The sequence below is a fragment of the Paraburkholderia sp. RHO2 genome, from assembly GCF_050955445.1.
GTDB classification, from domain to species: Bacteria; Actinomycetota; Actinomycetes; order Mycobacteriales; family Mycobacteriaceae; genus Prescottella; species Prescottella agglutinans_A.
This window is the reverse complement of sequence record NZ_CP162617.1, coordinates 3,256,615-3,277,257: the sequence shown is the minus strand read 5'-3', so window position 1 is coordinate 3,277,257 and position 20,643 is coordinate 3,256,615. Positions and strand designations below refer to the sequence as shown.

The 20,643-nt window shown below is 68.9% G+C and carries 19 protein-coding genes and 1 riboswitch; of the genes, 11 read left to right on the top strand and 8 right to left on the bottom strand.

All coding sequences use genetic code 11. From position 1 onward, the window contains the following. Positions 1 to 51 precede the first annotated feature (51 nt). The gene (locus ABTV10_RS15195; RefSeq protein WP_499028186.1) at positions 52 to 1,482 is read right to left on the bottom strand and encodes a DUF1254 domain-containing protein; all 1,431 of its coding nucleotides are present in this window, start codon (positions 1,480 to 1,482) and stop codon (positions 52 to 54) included. 783 nt (positions 1,483 to 2,265) lie between these two features. On the opposite strand from ABTV10_RS15195, the gene ABTV10_RS15190 reads away from it, so the two are divergent. Further along, positions 2,266 to 2,622, top strand: coding sequence for a hypothetical protein (locus ABTV10_RS15190; protein ID WP_433605139.1), 357 nt, complete (start codon positions 2,266 to 2,268; stop codon positions 2,620 to 2,622). A gap of 133 nt (positions 2,623 to 2,755) precedes the next feature. On the opposite strand, the gene qcrB is transcribed toward ABTV10_RS15190, so the two are convergent. The 4 genes from qcrB to ctaE form a co-directional block, all read right to left on the bottom strand. Beyond that, on the bottom strand, positions 2,756 to 4,402 hold the full coding sequence (qcrB, locus tag ABTV10_RS15185; RefSeq protein WP_499028184.1) for a cytochrome bc1 complex cytochrome b subunit: 1,647 nt from the start codon (positions 4,400 to 4,402) through the stop codon (positions 2,756 to 2,758). Continuing rightward, positions 4,399 to 5,535, bottom strand: coding sequence for a cytochrome bc1 complex Rieske iron-sulfur subunit (qcrA, locus tag ABTV10_RS15180; RefSeq protein ID WP_433605135.1), 1,137 nt, complete (start codon positions 5,533 to 5,535; stop codon positions 4,399 to 4,401). The genes qcrB and qcrA overlap by 4 nt, the downstream gene beginning before the upstream one ends. Next, positions 5,532 to 6,404: a cytochrome bc1 complex diheme cytochrome c subunit gene (gene qcrC / locus ABTV10_RS15175; protein ID WP_433605133.1), complete on the bottom strand. Its 873-nt coding sequence runs from the start codon at positions 6,402 to 6,404 to the stop codon at positions 5,532 to 5,534. The genes qcrA and qcrC overlap by 4 nt, the downstream gene beginning before the upstream one ends. Before the next feature lie 63 nt (positions 6,405 to 6,467). Further along, positions 6,468 to 7,034 carry an aa3-type cytochrome oxidase subunit III gene (ctaE, locus tag ABTV10_RS15170; protein ID WP_499035188.1) on the bottom strand — a complete coding sequence of 189 codons (567 nt, stop codon included), beginning with the start codon at positions 7,032 to 7,034 and terminating at the stop codon, positions 6,468 to 6,470. A gap of 231 nt (positions 7,035 to 7,265) precedes the next feature. Between ctaE and ABTV10_RS15165 the strand changes: the two genes are divergently transcribed. Continuing rightward, complete coding sequence (locus tag ABTV10_RS15165) at positions 7,266 to 7,652, top strand: hypothetical protein (protein WP_499028182.1); 387 nt, start codon at positions 7,266 to 7,268, stop codon at positions 7,650 to 7,652. 87 nt (positions 7,653 to 7,739) lie between these two features. Continuing rightward, complete coding sequence (gene trpD, locus ABTV10_RS15160) at positions 7,740 to 8,834, top strand: anthranilate phosphoribosyltransferase (protein ID WP_499028179.1); 1,095 nt, start codon at positions 7,740 to 7,742, stop codon at positions 8,832 to 8,834. 22 nt (positions 8,835 to 8,856) lie between these two features. On the opposite strand, the gene ABTV10_RS15155 is transcribed toward trpD, so the two are convergent. Together ABTV10_RS15155 and ABTV10_RS15150 are read right to left on the bottom strand one after the other, a co-directional pair. Continuing rightward, entirely contained in the window at positions 8,857 to 9,132 is a 276-nt protein-coding gene (locus ABTV10_RS15155) for an Lrp/AsnC family transcriptional regulator (RefSeq protein WP_433605125.1), read from the bottom strand. An 8-nt stretch (positions 9,133 to 9,140) separates the two neighbouring features. Beyond that, positions 9,141 to 10,874 carry a DEDD exonuclease domain-containing protein gene (locus ABTV10_RS15150; protein WP_499028178.1) on the bottom strand — a complete coding sequence of 578 codons (1,734 nt, stop codon included), beginning with the start codon at positions 10,872 to 10,874 and terminating at the stop codon, positions 9,141 to 9,143. Positions 10,875 to 11,329: 455 nt separating this feature from the next. Next, positions 11,330 to 11,495: riboswitch (cyclic di-AMP (ydaO/yuaA leader) on the top strand. A gap of 15 nt (positions 11,496 to 11,510) precedes the next feature. On the opposite strand from ABTV10_RS15150, the gene ABTV10_RS15145 reads away from it, so the two are divergent. The 4 genes from ABTV10_RS15145 (at position 11,511) to ABTV10_RS15130 (ending at position 16,024) form a co-directional block, all read left to right on the top strand. Next, the gene (locus ABTV10_RS15145; protein WP_499028177.1) at positions 11,511 to 12,107 is read left to right on the top strand and encodes a C40 family peptidase; all 597 of its coding nucleotides are present in this window, start codon (positions 11,511 to 11,513) and stop codon (positions 12,105 to 12,107) included. Between the two features lie 258 nt (positions 12,108 to 12,365). Further along, complete coding sequence (locus ABTV10_RS15140) at positions 12,366 to 13,391, top strand: NlpC/P60 family protein (protein ID WP_499028175.1); 1,026 nt, start codon at positions 12,366 to 12,368, stop codon at positions 13,389 to 13,391. A 94-nt stretch (positions 13,392 to 13,485) separates the two neighbouring features. Then, a complete protein-coding gene (locus tag ABTV10_RS15135; protein WP_499028174.1) occupies positions 13,486 to 14,853 on the top strand; it encodes a peptidase MA family metallohydrolase in 1,368 nt (455 codons plus the stop codon). Between the two features lie 43 nt (positions 14,854 to 14,896). Continuing rightward, a complete protein-coding gene (locus tag ABTV10_RS15130) occupies positions 14,897 to 16,024 on the top strand; it encodes a glycosyltransferase family 4 protein (RefSeq protein ID WP_499028173.1) in 1,128 nt (375 codons plus the stop codon). A gap of 68 nt (positions 16,025 to 16,092) precedes the next feature. Here the strand turns inward: ABTV10_RS15130 and ABTV10_RS15125 are convergent, their stop codons facing one another. Next, the gene (locus ABTV10_RS15125; RefSeq protein WP_499028170.1) at positions 16,093 to 17,904 is read right to left on the bottom strand and encodes an AMP-dependent synthetase/ligase; all 1,812 of its coding nucleotides are present in this window, start codon (positions 17,902 to 17,904) and stop codon (positions 16,093 to 16,095) included. A gap of 169 nt (positions 17,905 to 18,073) precedes the next feature. On the opposite strand from ABTV10_RS15125, the gene ABTV10_RS15120 reads away from it, so the two are divergent. The 4 genes from ABTV10_RS15120 to ABTV10_RS15105 all read left to right on the top strand — a co-directional run bounded on the left by ABTV10_RS15120 (position 18,074) and on the right by ABTV10_RS15105 (position 20,633). Next, positions 18,074 to 18,460 carry a polyketide cyclase / dehydrase and lipid transport gene (locus tag ABTV10_RS15120; RefSeq protein WP_433605111.1) on the top strand — a complete coding sequence of 129 codons (387 nt, stop codon included), beginning with the start codon at positions 18,074 to 18,076 and terminating at the stop codon, positions 18,458 to 18,460. Between the two features lie 105 nt (positions 18,461 to 18,565). Further along, positions 18,566 to 19,000 (top strand): SRPBCC family protein, encoded by a 435-nt coding sequence (locus tag ABTV10_RS15115; protein ID WP_433605109.1) that lies wholly within the window; start codon positions 18,566 to 18,568, stop codon positions 18,998 to 19,000. Continuing rightward, a complete protein-coding gene (locus ABTV10_RS15110) occupies positions 18,997 to 20,259 on the top strand; it encodes an ArsA family ATPase (protein ID WP_499035187.1) in 1,263 nt (420 codons plus the stop codon). The genes ABTV10_RS15115 and ABTV10_RS15110 overlap by 4 nt, the downstream gene beginning before the upstream one ends. After that, positions 20,256 to 20,633 carry a hypothetical protein gene (locus ABTV10_RS15105; RefSeq protein WP_499028168.1) on the top strand — a complete coding sequence of 126 codons (378 nt, stop codon included), beginning with the start codon at positions 20,256 to 20,258 and terminating at the stop codon, positions 20,631 to 20,633. Before ABTV10_RS15110 ends, ABTV10_RS15105 begins: the two co-directional genes overlap by 4 nt. Positions 20,634 to 20,643 lie beyond the last annotated feature (10 nt).

The window sequence follows — 20,643 nt, the reverse complement described above, 5'->3', positions numbered from 1 at the left end:
GCCGAACCCCAGCCGGGTTCGGCGCCTTCGGCGTTCTCGCGTCGGAGCGGATCACGCGTGGGGGAGCGGGGTCTCCTCGAGTTCGCTCGGCCGCCACATCTTGTCGAACCACGGCTGGAGGGGGCCGTAGAGGCGCAGTATCGGGAACCAGCCCTTGTTCGGCACCGTCTGGATCCAGTTCGCTTCCCTGCCCGCCGGCGGGGTCGGTCCGAACCACAGTACGAGCGACCCGTCGGATTCGGGTTCGACGGTTCCCGTCAGACTCATCAGGCTGGGATACGGGTTGTCCGTCTGCAGCAGCGATCTGGTCTGGGTGTCGTAGACGTCGACGGACCAGAAGTTCTTCGCCGGCGGATTCGGTGGCAGGGTGAGCCGATACGTCTTGCCGCCGTCGAGGATTCGGCCCTCCGAGTCCTCGGCGGTGTAGGTGTACGCGGACCCGGCGCCCACCTGCGCGTGTGCCATCGCCGGCGTGATCACCGTGGCGAAGTAGTGGAACTGGGTGCGTGCGTCCAGCAGGCGGGCGTGCTGGTCGAGGAACTCATAACTGCCGCCGACGAATGCCTCCTTCCAGGAGGCTCCCTCGAACACGAAGCTGTCCGGGTTGCGGGGGGCGTAGACCAACGCCCGGCTGATCCCGGCGGCCGTCTTCGCGGCGGCGTCCAGGACGCCGCGCACACGCTCGTCCGGAGCGAACTTGCGGCCGTGCTGGATTCCGATCGCGGCGAGTTGCCCAGCACGCTCGGGGTCGATCGCGTCGGCGGGTTCCTCCTGGACCAGTTCGTCGATCTCCTCGAAGAACGAGAAGTCGTTGGCGTGCACCGTGTTGAACCTCTTGTCCGCGATGTTGACGAACGTGGTCTGCGGCGGATCTGCCGCGTCGGCGAGCCGGTAGACACGGGTCTGCTTGATCGCCTCGACGCCGCCGAGCGCTCTCAGCACGACCCAGTTGGTGTAGGTGGGTGTCCGGTAGGTGTAGTAGCCGTCGGGCTCCGCGCCGTCGTAACCGGGCGGGAGGAACAGGTACTTGCCACCCGCCCCCTTGTCCGGTCCGGCGATACCCATGTCGGCGACATAGCGAAACCAGAAGTCGTCCACCACACACAGCGACTGGGTGGGCGGTTCGATCACCACAGGACCGGCGCGCAGGTCGATGAACATCGTGCCGTAGGTGGTCTCGGTGTTCGGGGTGAGGAAATAGCTGCCCGAGTTGGCGCGGGGGTCGGTGTACGCCACGGTCCCCAGGCCGTCCAAGCCGATGCTGCGGAACCCCCTGCGCATCGCCACCAGCGACGCACCGGGCACCGCGTTGAGGAACACCTCGATTCCGCGCAGGAAGTCGAGTCCGTCGTACAGACGTCGCGTGCTGTCGGGAAGCGGCACACCGTCGAAGAACTCGAACGTGCCGATGGGGGTCTCGATGCGGTCCGGGACGCCGACGCCGAAGGCTTCGGGTGTTAGCGCAGTGCCGTGTTCTTCCAATGTTCCTCCTCGCACGACATGGGTCGGTCAGCGTGACGTTAGCTCCGCAGCACCGCCGCCTCCTCACCCTTACGGGGTGACACTGATCCTCCAGCGGCTGGGCGTCCAGGATGCGGAGGTCCGTCGAATGCGCCGGACCGATCGTCCGAGCCCACCACGCGCCAGCAGTCGTGATGGGGCGCGGCGGTGTACCGAATCGAGGGCCCTGCGGAAGTCTCGCGAGCCAACTGGCTGGGGCACACGAAGATCGCGTGAGTTGAGATTCATCCGGGCCGTGGACATTTCGTAGGCTCCGATCGCTCGGAGGTGCAGCGCAAGCATCGAACTTGGCATACCGGCTAGATCGGCGACGCCAGCCGACGCGCCCGAGATCCGTCAAAGTAGCGAGGCGTGTTCCGCTAGTCTTCGCTGCATCTCGCCGGTTGCCCCAGTGAGCTAGGCCCCGGCACCAGCGAGATGATCGACTCGAAGGAGGTCGCCCGAATCCTGGCGCCTACCAGCGAAGCGATCCGCAGCGCCGCTGAGATTCGACACCCAGCGACACAAGATCCACGACGTCGTCCGCCACGCGAACCGCTGCCTCCAGGTCGACAGGGACGCCTACGGCGCTGCGAGTTGGTGGCTGACCCCGGTGGAGGTCCTCGACGGGAACATTCAACTCGACGACCGGTAGATCGTCATGGCAGCAGCCGGGTAACAGTGCGGACCGTTAGCCGGACGGCCGGGATACGGCAGGACTACAGTCGGCCGGACTCGTCCTTCGACCGCAAGGTGGGGATCGCGATGAACCTGATCAAAAAGGTGGCAGCATCAGCGCTCGTCACCGGAGCGGTATTCGTCGGAGCCGGGACCGCGCACGCGGACCCGCCGCCGACCACCCAGCCGCCACTGACCAAACAGCAGGCACTCGACAACATGTTGAACGAGTTGGGCATCGGCTGGGAGCAAGGCGGCGCCGCGGGGGCCGCGACAGGCTCCGCGATAGGCCTCGGCATCGGCTGCATATCGATGTTCCCCGGCAGCCTCGCCGGCTGCATCATCGGCGGCCCGACCGGCGCCGTCATCGGAGGCCTCATCGGTATCGGCAACGGCAACCCGAAGGCCCAGCAGGCCATCGAAACGTACCTGAACACCCCCTAGTTCGAAACACCCCGCAGCTGGACGACCAGCTGAGGAGCCCTGGCGGGGGAGGGGAGCGGCGCCTCCGCGCACACCGAAACGGGAAAGGCCCGAACCCGTGAGGGTTCGGGCCTTTCCCGTCAGTCTCGGCGAACTAGTGTGCTTCGCCGTCGCCGGAGCCGTTTCCGCGGTTGCGGTCCTGGTACTCCGTGAGAATCCGAAGCTGCTCGTGCTCGGCTGCGTGATGCGCCGCGTCGAGAGCCTGGCTCTGCTCGACCGGGTCGGGGGTGACCCAGCTGCCGGAACCGGGCTTGCCGGCGGAACCGAGCTTGTTCATCTTCTTCGGAATCGCAGCACCCTGGTACTCCAGCGGGATCGGGTGGCCGTGATCGTCGACCGGGCCGAGCGGCTGGTGGATCTCGACGTACTCACCGTGCGGCAGGCGCTTGATGATGCCGGTCTCGATGCCGTGCTCGAGCACCGCGCGGTCGCTGCGCTGCAGACCGATGCAGAACCGGTAGGTGACGTAGTACGCGATCGGAGGCAGGACCACCATGCCGATACGACCGATCCAGGTCATCGCGTTGAGCGAGATGTCCAGGTGGTACGCGATGATGTCGTTGACGCAGGAGATCGTCAGCACCAGGTAGAACGCGATGGCCATCGCGCCGATGCCGGTGCGGACCGGGACGTCACGCGGACGCTGCAGCAGGTTGTGGTGTGCGTCGTCCTTCGTGAACTTCTTCTCGATCCACGGGTAGGCGATGAGCAGTGCGAACACGATGCCCATGATCAGGGCGACAGCGAACACGGCGGGGATCGTGTACCGGTCGAACAGGTAGATCTCCCACGCCGGCCACAGACGCGCCATGCCGTCGGTCCACATCATGTAGAAGTCGGGCTGCGAACCAGCCGACACCTGCGACGGGTTGTACGGGCCGATGTTCCAGATCGGGTTGATCTGCAGGACGCCGCCCATGATCGCCAGGATGCCGAACGTGAACGCGAAGAACGCACCGCCCTTGAGGGCGAACACCGGGAGGATCCGGACGCCGACAACGTTCTGCTCGGTGCGGCCGGGGCCGGGGAACTGTGTGTGCTTCTGGTACCAGACCAGCGCGAGGTGCGCGGCGATCAGGGCCAGCAGGATGCCGGGGACCAGCAGCACGTGCGCGACGTACAGGCGCGGGATGATCAGGGTGCCGGGGAAGTCGCCACCGAAGATCAGCCAGTGCAGCCAGGTGCCGGCGATCGGAACACTCAGGGTGATGCCGGACAGCGCGGCGCGCAGGCCCGTACCGGACAGCAGGTCGTCCGGCAGCGAGTAGCCGAAGAAGCCCTCGAACATCGCCAGGATCAGCAGCAGCGAGCCGATGACCCAGTTCGCCTCACGCGGGCGACGGAACGCGCCGGTGAAGAAGATGCGCAGCAGGTGCACGATGATCGACGCGGCGAACATCAGCGCGGCCCAGTGGTGGATCTGTCGGACGAACAGACCGCCGCGGACCTCGAAGGAGATGTTCAGCGTGGTCTCGTACGCGCGGGACATCTCGACGCCGCGGAGCGGCTCGTATGCACCGTTGTAGGTGACCTCGGCCAGCGACGGGTCGAAGAACAGCGTCAGGTAGACGCCCGAGATCAGCAGGATGATGAAGCTGTAGAGCGCGATCTCGCCGAGCATGAACGACCAGTGCGTCGGGAAGACCTTGTTGATCTGCCGCTTCATTCCGGCCGCGAGGTGGTACCGAGAGTCGACTGCCTCTGCTTGGGCGGCAACTCTGGATGGAGTGGTAGTGGTCACGGTCGACGCTCCCAAAATGCCGGGCCGAGGGCTTCGATGAAGTCACCGTTGGCGACGAGGTAGCCCTCTTCGTTCACAGTAATAGGCAGCTGCGGAAGAGCACGAGCGGCGGGACCGAAAATCGGCTTGCCGTACTGCAGCGCGTCGAACTGCGACTGGTGGCAGGGGCACAGGATCCGGTTGGTCTGCTGCTCGTACAGCGAGGTGGGGCAGCCGAGGTGGGTGCAGATCTTCGAGTAGGCGATGTAGTCGCCGTAGTTGAAGCTCTCCTGGCCCTTGCGCTTGACGGCCTTCTGAGCGTCCTCGGTGCGCAGACGGATGAGCATGACGGCGTTGCGGATGCCGCGGAGCGCCTTGAACAGCTCCTCGTCGTTGCCACGCTCGGACTCACGGAACGGGAACACCGTCTCCATGCCGCCGGCGTCCAGGTCCTCCGGGCGCACCAGCACGATGTCGTGCGGACGGCCGGTGTCGCGACGCAGGTAGATCGTCTCGCCCGGGTAGCGGGGGGTCCAGCCGGACACCCACAGCGGGGAGTTGTCGCCCTTGGCCCACGGGTTCTTGATCATGCCGCCGAGGGGCATGACGGACATGACGCCGACACCGACGCCACCGAAGATCAGGCTGCGCTTGATCATCTTGCGGCGGCCGATCGTCGACTTGTCGAGGGTGTCGCTCAGCTGGGCCCCGAGGGTCCGCTTGTCGACCTCCGCCGAACCGCCGTCGTGGCGGTCCTGGATCGAGACCTCTTCAGGGACGAACTTCTTGGTGAACTTCACCGCGCCGACGCCGACACCGAGGATCGCCAGACCCATGGTGAAGCCGATCAGCGGGGTGTACAGGTTGTACGCCCAGTAGGTGTCGTCGCCCTCGCCCGCGTACTCCCACGGCCAGAACAGGAAGATGCCGATGAAGGCGATGGCCGAGATGCCGGCGAGGATGAACCAGAACGCCACCGAGCGCTCAGCGCGCTTCTCGGCCTTGGTGCCCTCGACAGCCCAGCGGTCCTTCTGGAACGCCACATCGACGCCGTCGAGATTGGTACCGAGCTTGACGAGTTCGTCCCGGCTCATCCGGTCGAGCTCGTCGTCCGTGTACTTCTTCGGCGTGCCGCCGCTGCCGGCGTCGCTCATGACCTTGCTCCGATCCACAGTGCTGCGCCGACGACAGCGACGATGCCGATGACCCACATGGCGAGGCCCTCGGACCCCGGTCCGATGCCGCCGAGACCATAACCACCCGGGCTCTTGGCTTCACCCGACTGCTTGACGTAGGCGATGATGTCCTTCTTCTCCTCGAGCGTCAGCTGACGATCGGAGAACTTGGGCATGTTCTGGGGGCCCGTGACCATGGCGGCGTAGATCTGCTGCTCGCTGGCCGGATCCAGAACGGGGGCGTACTTGCCGGACGACAGCGCACCGCCGCGACCGGTGAAGTTGTGGCACGACGCGCAGTTCATGCGGAACAGCTCGCTACCGCGCGCGACGTCGCCGCCACGCAGCGAGGACTGGGCGATCTCGCCGTTCTCGTCACGGACGAGGGTCGGGCCGCCGCCCTGCGACTGGACGTAGGCGCCGATGGCGTCGGTCTGGCGGGCGTCGAACTTGGCGGGCTTGCGGGCAGCCTGCGCCTCGTTGCGAGCGGCCGGCATACGACCGGACGACACCTGGAAGTACACGGCTGCCTCGCCGACACCGATCAGGCTGGGGCCGCGGTCCTGGACACCCTGCAGGTTCGCGCCGTGGCACGTGATGCAGGAGGTGTCGTAGAGCTGCTTGCCTTCGCGGATCAGCGCTGCGGAGTCGTCGCTCGCGGTGGCGACCTGCGGTGCAGGCGTCAGAGCGGAGGCGAGGAATCCGGCGCTCACGAGTCCCAGCATGAGGATCAGCGCGCCGGTGACGCGACGACGCAGCTTGCGCTGGCGGCGCGCCTTGGCGGCGGAACCTGCTGTGGTGCGGTTGGGCATGTCACCCTCGATTGCGGGAGGGGGGGATGAACTCATCTGTATCCCTTTGGTATGTCGGGACGACTGAAGCGTCAGGGGGCTGCCTGGTCGTTCAGCTGGCTAACGGATGAAATAAATCGTGGCGAACAGGCCGATCCACACAATGTCGACGAAGTGCCAGTAGTACGAAACGACGATCGCCGCAGTGGCCTGGGCAGGCGTGAACTTGCTGACCTTGGTGCGGACGATCAAGAAGACGAACGCGATCAGACCGCCGATGACGTGCAGGCCGTGGAAGCCGGTCGTCATGTAGAAGACCGATCCGTACACGCTGCTCGAGATCGTCGTGCCCTCGTGCACCAGGTGGTAGTACTCGTAGCCCTGGCCGAGCACGAAGAACGTGCCCATGGCAAGGGTGAGCAGGTACCACCGCCGGAGACCGAAGACGTCACCCTTCTCTGCCGCGAAGACACCCATCTGGCAGGTGAAGGAAGACGCGATCAGCACCAGAGTGACCGGCACGGCCAAGCCGAGATTGAGCTCGGTCGGCTCCGGTGGCCAGTTCCCATTCGCCTGTGCTCGTGCAACGAAATACATGGCGAAGAGCCCTGCGAAGAACATGAGCTCACTTGACAACCACACGATGGTGCCGACGCTGACCATGTTTGGCCGGTTCAGCGAGTGCACGCGCTGGGTGATTGCCGATCCTGAAGTCCCTACTGCGCTCGTCACGCTGAGAAGTATGACGCTTCGTCGTAAAGGAAAGCCACCCGGGTCCTGTCTCGGCGCGTCGATGCACGTCAGAGGCCATTCCTCCGCGGTTGAGGCGGCCGTCGGTGGACGTGACAAAGTAGGCACATGGAACTCAGGCGTGGAGTCGCTCGTTGGATAGGCGGAATTCTGTCCAGGCGCGCGCCGGTGCCGCTCGATCGGACCCGCACGGACCTCGTCGTGGTGGTGTCCGGCTTCGACGACGTGGAGTCCTGCTCGACGGCGCTGGAGCGCGGCGCCGCGGGTGACCCGGCGTGGACGGCCGACGCCGACGCCGTCCTCCGGCACCATCTCCGCCTGCCCGCCGACGCCGTCGCACAGGCCGTCGATATCGCGGCCCAGGACGGGTATGCGCCCGCGGGCGATCCCGAGGCGGTGGAGGACACCGCCGTGATCCTGCGGCTCGAGCGGGTGCAGATCCTCGACGCCCTGCACTGCTCGCAGGAGCGCTCCCGGATGGCCGGGTTGGCTCAGCGGTTGGGCGGCACCGCGCTGGGCTGGGAAGGGCTGCAGCCGGCCGCGGCCGGTGAGTGATCAAGGCCGCGCCGACGCGCACTAAGCTGCGGTGCGGCGGTGCCCACCGGGCATCGGGTGAGACCACGGGCAGCGAAAGGGATCGAGATGGTGCGGCAGTCGGCAGCGCAAGGCACGGATCGAGTGGCGGGCGCGGTCGACCGGAGCTGGCCCGCGGTCCTCGGCGCCCTCACCGACGGCCGTGACCTGACGGCCGACGACACGGCGTGGGCGATGGACGAGATCATGTCCGACAACGCGACGTCGGCGCAGATCGCGGCGTTCGGCGTCGCCCTCAAGATGAAGGGCCCGACGCCGGCCGAACTGCGGGGTCTGGCCGACTCGATGCTCGGACACGCCCGCTCGGTGCCGGTGTCGCCCGACGTCGTGGACATCGTCGGTACCGGTGGCGACCGCTCGCACACAGTCAACATCTCCACCATGGCGTCGGTCGTGGTGGCGGCGTCCGGTATCCGCGTGGTCAAGCACGGCAATCGGGCGGCGTCGTCGAAGAGCGGCGGCGCCGACGTGCTCGAGGCGTTGGGTGTGCACATCAACCTCGGCGCCGCGGACGTGGCGCGCTGCGTCGAGGAGGTCGGCATCGGCTTCTGCTTCGCGCCGGTCTTCCACCCGGCGCTGCGGTTCGCGGGTGCGCCGCGTAAGGAGATCGGCATCCCGACGGTGTTCAACGTCCTCGGCCCGCTGACCAACCCGGCCCGTCCGCGCGCCGGACTGATCGGCTGCGCGTTCGAGGACCTGATCGAGGTGATCGCCGGTGTCCTCGCCGAGCGCGGCAACTCCGCGCTGGTGGTTCGCGGCGACGACGGCCTCGACGAGCTCACGACGTCGACGACGTCGGTTGTGCACGTGGTCACCGGCGGCACGGTCACCACCCGGAAGCTGGATCCGACCGACCTCGGGATCACCCGGGTGCCGCTGGACGCGCTGCGGGGCGGTGACGCCTCCGACAACGCGGCGGTGGCGCGCGGGATATTCGCCGGTGACGCGGGCCCGGTCCGGGACGCGGTGCTGCTCAACGCTGCCGGAGCGATCGCCGCCTTCGACGGACTCGAGAGGGGCCTCGAGGAGTCGCTGGCCGCCGGAATGGAGAAGGCCGCCCGCGCGATCGACTCGGGTGCGGCGGCGGCCCTGCTCGAGCGGTGGGCGGCACTGACGGTCGAGCTGGCGGCCGCCCGCCGCTGAGCGACGCCCGGCGGGGGTGGACCTATTCGCCGATCGAGAACGCCGCCTCGACGTCCGCGCTCGAGTACGACTGGAACGCGATGTGGGTGGCGGTCTTGAGGACGCCCTGCACCTTGTTGATGCGTTCGGTGACGACCTCCGCGATCTGCGCGTGGTCACGGACCTTCACGATTGCGATCAGGTCGATGTCGCCTGCACACGAGTAGACCTCGGCCACGCCGTCGAGGTCGGCCACCGCCTGCGCGGTCTCCGGGATCCGGTCGGCCTCGGCGTGGATCAGGACGATGGCGTTGATCATGTCGCTCCTTAACTGTGCTGACGTTCGACCAACACAGTAGGCGGTTGCGCGGCCCGGGCGAGCGTGCACCATTCCTCCCACGATCCGGCTCCGTGGACGGGTTCGCAGTACCCGTGGCTGGTCCGCACGATCCGCACGCCGTCGCCCTCGAGCCACCGGGCGACGAGTCCCAGTTCTTCGGGGGAGGCCCCGCGTAGCGGTGTCTCGTCGGGGAGAACGGTCTCTGCGGACGCGACGAGGGCCTCGACGACCGGCATGGGTGCGACTCCGCGCCGGGCGACGCCCGCCGCCGCCAGGCGCCCGGAACGGACGACGGCGAACTCCCAGCCGCCCTCGGCTGCCGGGCGGGCGGCGATCAACTCGTCGACCGCGGCCAGCGCCGCCAGGCGCTGCATACGGCGCAGCGCCAGTCCGAGCGCGGCGGTGCGGTCGCGCAACCGGGCCGCGCTCTCGAACAGTTCGTTCGCGGCGAGCTCTTCGATGCGCGATCGCAGGCGGCGGAGTGGGGCGTCGTCCTCGCCCCGGACCAGTGCCCGCACCAGTTCCGGCGCGACGCGGTACCCGTCCTCGTCGTCGGCGACCGCGGGACACCCCCCGAGATCGCGCGGCGGGCACTTCGGGCCGTGCCGGTGCCCCTTGGGGATTCGCGTCGTGCACGTGCGGACGCCGCAGACCTCGGCGGCCGTCTGTGCGGCGTCGGTCGCGTCGGTCCGGGACCGGAACGGTCCCAGCGCGTCGGCGGTCGGCGTGCGGACCACGGAGAACCGGGGAAACGCCTCCGCGGTGAGCGTGACCCACCAGCCGCGCATGGGGAACTTCGATCGCCGGTTGTAGGGCGGCACGTGCGCCCGGAGCAGGCGCAATTCGCGGACCCCGGCCTCGAGCGAGTGGGCGCACTCGACGTGGTCGATCCGGGTGGCCAGCGCGACCATCTCCTTCATCCGCCCGCGCGTCTCCGAGCCGGTGAAGTAGGTGCGGACGCGTCGGTGCAGATCGACGGCCGTACCGACATAGAGGACCTCGTCGGACGGTCCGCGGAAGAGATAGACACCGGGGGTGCGGGGCAGATGGCTCGCGAGCGTGCGCTTGGCGCGCTGCTCCGACGACACCCGCGGCAGGTAGTCGAGGAGTTCCGGCAGGCTCTGCACGCCCTGGTTTCCGACGCGGCCGATCAGGGCGTGGAGGACGTCGACGGTGGCCCGCGCGTCGTCGAGGGCGCGGTGCGTCGGCGTGGTGTCGGCGCCGAAGAGCGATGCCAACGCCGACAGCTTCACCGAGGGCGCCTCGTCCCGACTGAGGACCCGGCGGGCGAGTTTGACGGTGCAGAGCACCTGGAAGCGGGGCCAGGGGATTCCGGCGCGTGCGGCCGCGGCCTTGAGGAAGCCGACGTCGAATCCGGCGTTGTGCGCGACCAGCACCGACCCGCGCGCGAACTCGAGGAACGCCGGCAGGACGGAGTCGATGCGCGGGGCCCCGCGCACCATCGCGGTCGTGATTCCGGTGATCTCCACGATGTACGGCGGTATCGCGCGTCCAGGGTCGACGAGGGTGCCCAGTTCGCCGAGGATCTCGCCGCCCCGGACCTTGACCGCCCCGATCTCGGTGATGGCGTCCGTCTCGGCGCTGCCGCCGGTGGTCTCGAGGTCGACGATCACGAAAGTGGTGTCGCGCAGCGGGGCGTCCAGTTCGTCGAAGGTCAGTTGACCGTCGTCGGTCGAGCGGGCGGTGCGCGGTGAACTCACGTTCGGAGACACTAGGGCCGGCTACCGACAGGGACTTTGTACCCCGTTCCGGGGAGAAGAGACGAGCGTCACATTTCGCGGTTTCGGCCGTCGTGCGCACGCGTGACGATCTCCGTTGTGCGAGAGCGGTTTCGGCAGCTTCCGCGGGACCCGGATCGGGCTCCGTCCGAGCGGTGGACCCGTACCGGCCGCGCGCGCGGAAGCGGTGGTGACCAGTGACGACACCGCGCGGTGTCGGTCGGGCGCCGACCGCCGGGGTGCCGGCACGGCGCCGCGAATCGCGGGGAAGTCCAACCGGTCGTTATCCGGCTGTGATCTCGTGCGGTCCGGCTCACGTCGACGGCGGACAAAACGGACCAAAGCGGCGAATTCCGCGCGTTCGAATCGACATCACGGATGCGCTTTCGTAATCTTCTCGAGACCTAGCGGAGTCTGCCGCCCCACCCGGAGCGGCATCGCTGGGCCCGCCTAATCGAAGCCTCTCCGGAGGCGACGTGCCGGGAACCCAAGTTTTCTCTGGGGTGAATCCCGTCGAAGCCGCTCTGCGGTGTCGGCGGGTAGGGCTGATCTTCCCAGCCCGAACCCGTCAGCTAACTCGGTCGGCGGACGAACGGAAGAAACGGAGATCTCTTTCTCGTGGCGTCATCTACTTTCAAGCGTTCCGCGCGACGCGCAGCCGTTGCCGGCGCACTTGCCGTCGGAGCAGTCACGGTCACCGCAGCGCCGGCGCTGGCCGACCCGATCAACGTCCCGGGTGTCGGCACCGTCGAGGTTCCCGGTGTCACGCAGGCTCAGGTCGACGCCGCGATCGCGTCCGTCACGCAGGGCATCGGTACGGGCAGTGCCGCCGCCCTGCCTGCGCCGGTCGCCGCACCCGCCCCCGTGATCAGCATGGGCGAGAAGGCTTTCAAGGCCGCCGAGAGCAAGCTCGGCGCTCCCTACGTGTACGGCGCGGCCGGCCCGGATGCGTTCGACTGCTCGGGTCTGGTGCAGTGGGCCTACAAGCAGGCCGGACTGAACCTGCCGCGCACGAGCTACGACCAGGCCGTCGCGGGCGTGCCGGTCTCGCGCGACGCCCTCCAGGTCGGCGACGTCATCTCGTTCTACGGCGGCAGCCACTCGGGCATCTACGCCGGTAACGGCAACGTCATCCACGCGTCGACCGCGGGTCAGCCCGTGAAGCTGGCGCCGGTGTCGTCGATGCCGTTCGACGGCGCGCGTCGTTACGCGTGATGCGCTAGGACTACTTACAGGCGGGGCGGTTCCGACTTCGGTCGGGGCCGCCCCGCGTGCATTTCACGGGTGTCCGTAACGACTGGTTTGTGGCATTCACGACATGCACGAATTGTCCTACTCTCAGGTAGACACGGACATATGCCGTTCCGTAACCTGTTCGAGACCTTGCGGAAGCCATCGCCGGTCTGTGCGGTGGAGACGAATCCAGAAACGGAGAGTCGCGCTGCTGTGCCCTCGCAGAAGATGAAGCGCTCGATGTGTACTGCCCTGGCGACGGGAGTCCTCTCCCTGACCCTCGTCGGACTGCCCGCCGCCTCGGCCGGCGCAGACCCCGTCGTGAACAACCCGACCGAGGCATTGGAGCGGCTCGCCGAGCTGTCCCGCGAATCCGAACAGACCACCGAGGCGCTGCACAACGCGCAGATCGACCTGGACGGCAAGCAGGCCGTGCAGCGCGACGCCGAGGCCCGCCTTGCGGGTGACCGCGACGCCCTCGCCGCCGCGCAGGCCCGGATGGATCAGTTCCGGCCCACCGTGAGCAAGCTGGCGGCCGCGAGCTACCAGGGCGCCCGCACCAACCGGTTGTTCGCGGTGATGGTCAGCGACTCGCCGCAGCAACTCCTGGACCAGATGTCGGCGCTCGACGCGATCTCGAACGAGACCTCGAAGGCGGTCGCGCAGTTCAAGCAGGCCGCGACCGACGCCGAGGCGGCCGCGGAGGCGTCGCGGGTGTCGGCGGACGCCGCGCGCGCGGCCACGGAGCAGGCCAAGGTTGTGAGCGACGAGCTGCAGAACAAGCAGAGCGAACTGCAGAAGCAGATCGACTCGGTCACCGCGGCGTACGACCGGCTCACCGGTGCCGAGCGGGCGCAGCTCGCGGGCACGTCGTTCCCCTCCGGGTTCGACGCCGGTCGCATCCTGGCGGGGCTGACTCCCGGATCCGGATCGGCGGCGCTGCAGGCCGGCCTCACCCAGGTGGGCAAGCCCTACAGCTGGGGCGCGACAGGACCCGACGCCTACGACTGCTCGGGTCTGGTCGTGTGGTCGTATCAGCAGATCGGCAAGACGCTGCCGCGGTCGAGTCAGGCGCAGGCGGAGGGCGGCATCCCGGTCGACCGGAGCGCTCTGCAGCCCGGTGATGTGGTGCTGTTCTACAACGACGCGTCCCACGTCGGCATCTACGCCGGCGACGGCAACGTCCTGCACGCGTCGACGTACGGCACGCCCGTGAAGGTCGATTCGATGGCATCGATGCCGTTCTACGGGGCGCGTCGCTACTGATTCGTCGGCGACAGTCCGATACACGGTCCGCGAATGGACCCGATATCCAGGGGTATCGGGTCCATTCGCGTATTCGACTCCTACACTTTCGGACGTGCCCGCTGACGATCACACCTCGAGCCCCCCGCCGAAGCGGCGTGTGCGGGGCTGGGAGTGGGTGGGGCTCGCGGGCCTCGGCATCGCCGTCGCGCTCGTCCTGTCGCTGACGGCGTTCGATCACGAGGGCGACGTGCCCGACGTCCGTGGCGCGTCGCCGGTCGCCAACCCCTACGAGGACGGGCGACGGGCGGGGGCGCAGGCCGTGCTCGACGAGTGGGCGCGCGCGGTGCGCTCCGGTGACACCGCGGCGCTACCGGGGCTGTTCGATCCCGCTGCGGCGCCGGGGTTCCTGGACGCGGAGATCCGGCGTGCGAACAACGCGTCGCAGGTGCCGTTCTCCGAATTCGGCTACGACATCGGGCTCGACCCCGAGTCCCCGGTTCCGTCCGGCGTGGCCGACGAACTCGGTGCGTCGGACGTGTGGGCACCGACGGTCTACTTCCGGTACGCGATCGCCGGTGCCGACGCCCAGCCGACGCGCAAGCCCGTCGCGCTCCTGCTGGCGCGCCGCGGGGACGAGTGGAAGCTCGTCAGCGACTCCGGCGTACCCGGATCGGATCGTGAAACATGGCGGGGGCCTTGGGATTTCGGTCCGGTTATCGTGCGTACCGTGGAGGGGGTGGAGGGTCGGTCGTCGATCGTCCTCGGGCACCCGGCGCAGTCGGCGATGGTGGACCGCCTCGCCGACGACCTCGGGGAGGCCGTCGCTCACGTCACCGACGTGTGGGGGCAGGACTGGTCCCGTCGGGCGGTCGTGCTGGTCGCCGGGTCCCAGGAGGAGTTCGCGTCGCTCGTCGGTGCCGCGCACAGCGGGGCCGACATCGCCGCGGTGTCCGTGTCGGACGCGGTCGACCAGCGGTCGCGGACCGCGTCCGGTCAGCGGATCGTGTTCAGCCCCGGGTCGGCCGACCGGCTGACGGACCTCACCCGTGTGTCGGTGCTGCGGCACGAGTTGACGCACGTGGCGGCGCGCGCGGTCACGTCCGACGGGTCGCCGCTGTGGATCCTCGAGGGCTACGCCGACTACGTCGGGTACCGGGGCATCGAGGCGACGTTCGGCGCCCTGGCGCCGACCCTGTCGGCGGCGGTGACCGAGAACGGTCCGCCGTCGTCCCTGCCCGCGGACGCGGACTTCGGGGCCGGGGGCGACACCGCCCGCCGAGCGTACGAATCCTCCTGGTCGCTGGCGGCTTTCGTCGCCAGCGAGTACGGCGAGGAGAGGCTGGACTCCCTGTACCGGGAGCTGGCGAAGGGAAAGGCCACCACGGACCAGCTCGACGGCCGGATCCACGACGCGTTGGGGATCGGCGCCGACGAACTGGTGCAGGCGTGGGGCGTCTGGGTCGAGAAGCAGCTCGCGTGACCCTGGCTCCCGGCGTGGCGGCTCCGGCACATACGGTGGACACATGCGTCGAACTTTGTTGGTGACGAACGATTTTCCACCACGGCCCGGTGGAATCCAGTCGTATCTCCAGACCTTTGCCGCCCAGCTGCCCGCCGAAGAGCTGGTGGTCTACGCGCCGCGTTGGCGCGGTGACAGTCACATCCGCTTCGACGCCGAGCAACACTACGAGGTGGTCCGGCACCCGACGACTCTGATGGTGCCGACCCCGTTCGTCGCCCGCCGTGCCGCGAAGCTCGTCGAGAAGTACGAGTGCGACAGCGTGTGGTTCGGCGCCGCCGCACCGCTGGCGCTGCTGGCGCCCACGGTCCGTCGGGCGGGCGCCCGACGGGTGCTCGCGTCGACGCACGGCCACGAGGTGGGCTGGTCGATGCTGCCCGGCGCGCGGCAGGCCCTGCGGCGCATCGGTGAGCACACCGACGCCGTCACGTACGTCAGCAAGTACACGCGCGGCAGGTTCGCGTCGGCGTTCGGGCCGCATGCGGCGCTCGAGCACCTTCCGTCCGGCGTCGACACGGACGTGTTCCGTCCCGACCCGGCGGCACGGGCCGAGTTGCGCGCCCGCTACGGTCTCGGCGACCGCCCGACGATCCTGTGCCTGTCGCGACTCGTGCCCCGCAAGGGGCAGGACCAGCTGATCCGGGCGCTGCCCGCGATCCGCCGCAGCATCGACGGCGCGGTGCTGGTGATCGTCGGTGGCGGCCCGTACGCCGAACGCCTGCAGGCACTCGCCCACGAATGGGGTGTCGGCGACCATGTCGTGTTCACCGGTGGAGTGCCGGCCGCAGAACTGGCCGCGCACCACACGATCGCGGACGTGTTCGCGATGCCGTGCCGGACGCGGGGCGCGGGCCTGGACGTCGAGGGGCTCGGCATCGTCTACCTCGAGGCGTCGGCGACCGGGGTGCCGGTGATCGCCGGGCGGTCCGGGGGAGCGCCGGAAACGGTGGTCGAGCACGAGACCGGGCTCGTGGTGGACGGGACGTCGGTCGACGCGGTTGCGCAGTCGGTGATCACCGTGCTGTCCGACCGGGGGCGGGCCGCCGCGATGGGGGCCGCCGGCCGCGAATGGGTGAAGGCCCACTGGCGATGGGATGTGCTGGGGGCGAAGCTCCGCAACCTCCTGGCCTGAAACGCGCAGCGCCCGCGATCCTTTCGGACCGCGGGCGCTCGCGTCGCGCCGGCTTCGGCGGGGGCGGACTACTTGCTGTAGATCTGCTCGATGTCGTCCGCGAAGCTCTGGTGCACGACGTTGCGCTTGAGCTTCAGCGTCGGGGTGAGCTCGCCGGTCTCCTCGGTGAAGTCCACCGGCAGGATGCGGTACTTCTTGATGGCCTCGGCGTGCGAGACGAGCTTGTTGGCCTCGGCGATGGCCGCGTCGATCTCGGCGGTGAGGTCGGCGTCCGCCAGCAGTTCCGCGACCGTGGTCCCGGCCGGCTTGCCGTTGCGCTCGTTCCAGCCGGGCAGTGCCTCGGCGTCGATCGTGATGAGCGCGCCGATGAACGGCTTCTGGTCGCCGACCACGATCGCCTGGCTGATGAGCGGGTGGGCGCGCAGGTGGTCCTCGAGCTGGGCCGGGGCGACGTTCTTGCCGCCCGCGGTGACGATGATCTCCTTCTTGCGGCCGGTGATGGTGATGTAGCCGTCGGAGTCGACGGTGCCGAGGTCGCCGGTGTGGAACCAGCCGTCCTCGATGGCCTCCGCGGTGGCCGCCTCGTTGCGCCAGTAGCCGGTGAAGACGACCGGGCCGCGCAGCATGATCTCGCCGTCCTCCGCGATGCGGACGGAGTTGCCGGCCAACGGCTTTCCGACGGAACCGACCTTCTGGTTGCCGATCGTGTTGACGGCGAACGCGGCCGTGGTCTCGGTCAGGCCGTAGCCCTCGTAGATCGTGACGCCGATGCCGCGGAAGAAGTGGCCGAGACGGGCACCGAGGGGTGCGCCGCCGGAGATCGCGAGCTGGCACTTGCCGCCGAGCGCGGCGCGCAGCTTGGAGTAGACGAGCTTGTCGAAGACGGCGTGCTTGAGATTGAGCACCAGGCCTGGTCCGCCGTTGTCCTTCGCCTCACTCCACGCGACCGCGGTACTCGCGGCGGCGTCGAAGATCTTGCCCTTGCCCTCGTTGTGTGCCTTCTGCCGCGCGGTGTTGTACACCTTCTCGAACACGCGCGGCACCGACAGGATGAAGTCCGGCTTGAACTCGCCGAACGTCGGGACGAGGTTCGGGATGTCGCTGGTGTGGCCGAGCGTCGCGCCCGCATCGAACGCGGCGATGCTGACCGCGCGGGCGAGCACGTGCGCGAGCGGCAGGAACATCAGGGTGCTCACGCCCGGCGACGTGAGCAGCTCGCCGAGGTTGGACACGACGATGCCCTTCGACTCGGCGATGAGGTTCGAGTGCGTGAGCTGGCAGCCCTTGGGTCGTCCTGTGGTTCCCGAGGTGTAGATCAGGGTTGCGGGGTCGCTCGCCTTCAGCGCCTTCACCCGCGCCCGCACCTCGTCGTCCGCGACGTCGGCTCCGTCCGCGGTGAAGATCGCCACCGCGCCCTCGTTCCCCGGGGCGGGCTCGATCTGGAGCACCGCGCGCAGATCCGGTGCGGCCGCGGCGACCTCGGCGACGGTCTTCGAGTGCTTGTCGGTCTCGACAACCAGGACGATGGCTCCGGAGTCCTCGAGGATCCACCGCACCTGCTCGGCCGCCGAGGTCTCGTAGATCGGCACCGTGACGCCGCCCGCCGCCCAGATCGCGTAGTCGAGCAGCGGCCATTCGTAGCGCGTGGCGGACATCAGCGCGACCCGGTCGCCGGGCTGGACGCCGCGCGCGATCAGTCCCTTGGCGACCGCGGTGACCTGGTCGGCGAACTCGCGGGCGGTGACGTTCACCCAGGAGCCGTTCACGAGGCGCCGGTACACGATGTGCCCGGGCTTCGTATCCGCGTAGGTGAAGACGGAGTCGACCGCGGATGCGTCCTCCGGGATGGTGAACGTGGCAGGAACGCTGAACTCGGGCACGACGACCTCCGACACTGCAGATACTGACGAGTAGGGTTTGCTGGTCATCACGATAGACCGGCGCAGCGTGACGTGCGGCACTGCCACCTACCTGCGGCTTGCCAGATGGGCATCCGTCCAGGTGTAGTCCAGATCACGGACCGTGACGGCCGTGTGTGAAGCTGTGAGAGTGAGCAGCATTCAGGTCGCCGACCAGACTTTCGTAGCAGCAGCCCCGGAGAAGGTGGCTGCCCGCGTGTCCGTGCCCGCGCGTTGGCGCGCGTGGTGGCCGGATCTCGTTCTCGACGTGCGCGAGGACCGGGCCGAGAAGGGCGTCCGATGGACCGTCGCAGGACCGCTCACCGGGACGATGGAGGTGTGGCTCGAGCCGGTGATGGACGGCACCATCGTCCACTACTTCCTGCACGCGGAGCCGACCGGTGTGAGCCCGGAGGGACTGGCGTCGCTCGACCTCGCGGGGATGAACCACGCGCGGCGCCTCGCCGGCAAGGAGATGACCTTCGAACTCAAGCGGCACCTCGAGGCCGGGCGACCTGCGGGCGAGCCACCCGCGTAGGGAATTGTGCACCCGCTCGGCAATCGTGTGAGATGAACGTGCGGTGAGACGCGTGGTGCGTCCCTCCAGTCGCTGTGAGCCGTTCTGAAAGGAAGCGTCCGAGGCATGGCCGAGAAGACCAAGCGGTCGATCACCATCGACGCACCCGCCGAGCAGATCATGGGTGTGATCGCCGACTTCGACTCCTACCCGGCATGGGTGGAGGCGGCGAAGTCCGTCGAGGTCCTCGCGTCCGGGCCCGACGGCCGGGCGGAACAGGTCCGGTTCGTGCTCGACGCCGGCATGGTCAAGGACACGTACGTGTTGCGCTACCGCTGGGCGCCCGACGGGCTGTCGGTCAGCTGGGAGCTGGTCTCCGGTGAGATCCAGAAGGCCCAGTTCGGCTCGTACACGCTCGAACCGGAGAACGTCGGGACGCGCGTCACGTACGAGCTGACCGTGGACCTCACCATCCCGATGATCGGCTTGTTCAAGCGCAAGGCGGAGAAGGTCATCACCGACACCGCGCTCAAGGAGCTCAAGAAGCGGGTGGAGGGCTGAGCGCCGCCGAATCCGGCCGCGGCGGTGCCCAGGTCCGGCTGTTTCTCGGCAAGGGCGGGACCGGACGGACGACGATGGCCGCCGCGACGGCCGTCGCGCTCGCCGGCACGGGGCGGAAGGTGCTCCTCGCATCGCTCGACCAGGCGCACTCGCTGGCGGACGTGCTCGACCGGCCCGTCGGCCGCGGACACGAGACCCCGGTGGCGGCCGGGCTCGACGCCGTCGAGATCGACACGCTCGCGCTCCTCGAGGAGCGCTACCGCGGGCTCGTCGCGGTGCTCGCGCTCGGCGGGTCCCACGATCACGGTGCCCAGATCGGCGATCTCGCCCCGGAGGAACTGACCGGGCTGCCCGGCGTCGAGGAGTTGCTCGGCCTCGGCGAGATCGTTCGGCTCGCCGCGGAGGGACGCTGGGACGTCGTCGTGGTGGACTGCCCGCCCACGGCGGATGCGCTGCGGACGCTGGCGCTCCCGGAAACGGTGTCCGGGTACGTCGAACGGGTATGGCCGCAACACCGGCGCATCACGGCGGCGACGGCCGGGTCGTCGGCGGACACGCGCCTGGCCTTCGCGGTCGCGATGCTCGACCGGATCCTCGACGCGACCGCGGCGGTCTCGGCGCTGCTGTCCGACCGGTCCCGGACCGCGGTGCGGGTGGTGACGTCGGCCGAACGCGTCAGTCTCGCCGAGACCCGGCGCGTCCTGTCCGCCGCCGCGCTCGCGGGTCTGCGCGTCGATGCGATCGTCGTGAACAAGATTCTGCCGCAACTCGATTCGGGTGGGGAAGCGGGTGGCGTCGCGAATTGGTACGCCGCGCGCCGTACCGCACAGCAGGACGCCGTCGCCGCCGTCCGGGCGTCGGCGGACACGGCCGCGGTCCTCTCGGCCGCCCATCTGGCCGCCGAGCCGATAGGGTGGGATGCCCTCGACGGACTGGGGCGCGCGGTCTACTCGGCCGGCGACGCTGTCGATCCGTCGGAGGAGTCCCGAAGCGACAGCACACCGGTGCGGGTCGCGCTCGAATCCGGTTCGGGCGACCTGGAATCGGTGTACGCGATGCGAATGCACTTGCCGCTCGTCGACCCCGGGACCTTGACGTTGGGACGAGTGGAGGACGACTTGCTGGTGGGGGCGGACGGCAGACGTCGTCGTGTGCGCCTGGCGTCGGTGCTGCGCCGGTGCATCGTGCAGGGCGCGGACTTCGACGGGTCCGACCTGGTGGTGAGGTTCGTCCCCGACCCGGCGGTGTGGCCGCAGTGACCGGAGAGCACGCCGAACTCACCGCGGAACTGCGGGCGCTCGCGGAAACCGTCCTGGAACGGCTCGAACCGATCCTGCAGAAGGTTGCCGCGCCGGTGCGCGCGGAGGAGGCCGGCGACGGCGGCGCGGCCACCTGTAGCACCTGCTCGTGGTGCCCGCTGTGCGCGCTGGCGGCGCTCATCCGCGGCGAACAGCACGACCTCGTGACGCTGCTCGCGGGGCAGGCGTCGACGTTGCTGGCGGCGCTGCGCGAGGCGCTCGACGCCCACGACCGCGCAGCGGACCAGGGCGCGGGGGAGTCGTCGACCGCGTCGGCGCCGACGTCGGCGTTCGTGCCGATCGACGTGACGATCAAGGACCCCGGGCCGAGATAGGCGGTACCCG

Excerpts from the sequence above, each read along its gene's own strand:
- ABTV10_RS15115 (WP_433605109.1), top strand. The coding sequence starts at position 18,566 with ATGGCCGAGAAGACCAAGCGGTCGATCACCATCGACGCACCCGCCGAG.
- ABTV10_RS15130 (WP_499028173.1), top strand. The coding sequence starts at position 14,897 with ATGCGTCGAACTTTGTTGGTGACGAACGATTTTCCACCACGGCCCGGT.
- qcrA (WP_433605135.1), bottom strand. The coding sequence starts at position 5,535 with ATGAGCGACGCCGGCAGCGGCGGCACGCCGAAGAAGTACACGGACGAC.
- trpD (WP_499028179.1), top strand. The coding sequence starts at position 7,740 with ATGGTGCGGCAGTCGGCAGCGCAAGGCACGGATCGAGTGGCGGGCGCG.
- ABTV10_RS15140 (WP_499028175.1), top strand. The coding sequence starts at position 12,366 with ATGTGTACTGCCCTGGCGACGGGAGTCCTCTCCCTGACCCTCGTCGGA.
- ABTV10_RS15190 (WP_433605139.1), top strand. The coding sequence starts at position 2,266 with ATGAACCTGATCAAAAAGGTGGCAGCATCAGCGCTCGTCACCGGAGCG.
- ABTV10_RS15155 (WP_433605125.1), bottom strand. The coding sequence starts at position 9,132 with ATGATCAACGCCATCGTCCTGATCCACGCCGAGGCCGACCGGATCCCG.
- qcrC (WP_433605133.1), bottom strand. The coding sequence starts at position 6,404 with ATGAGTTCATCCCCCCCTCCCGCAATCGAGGGTGACATGCCCAACCGC.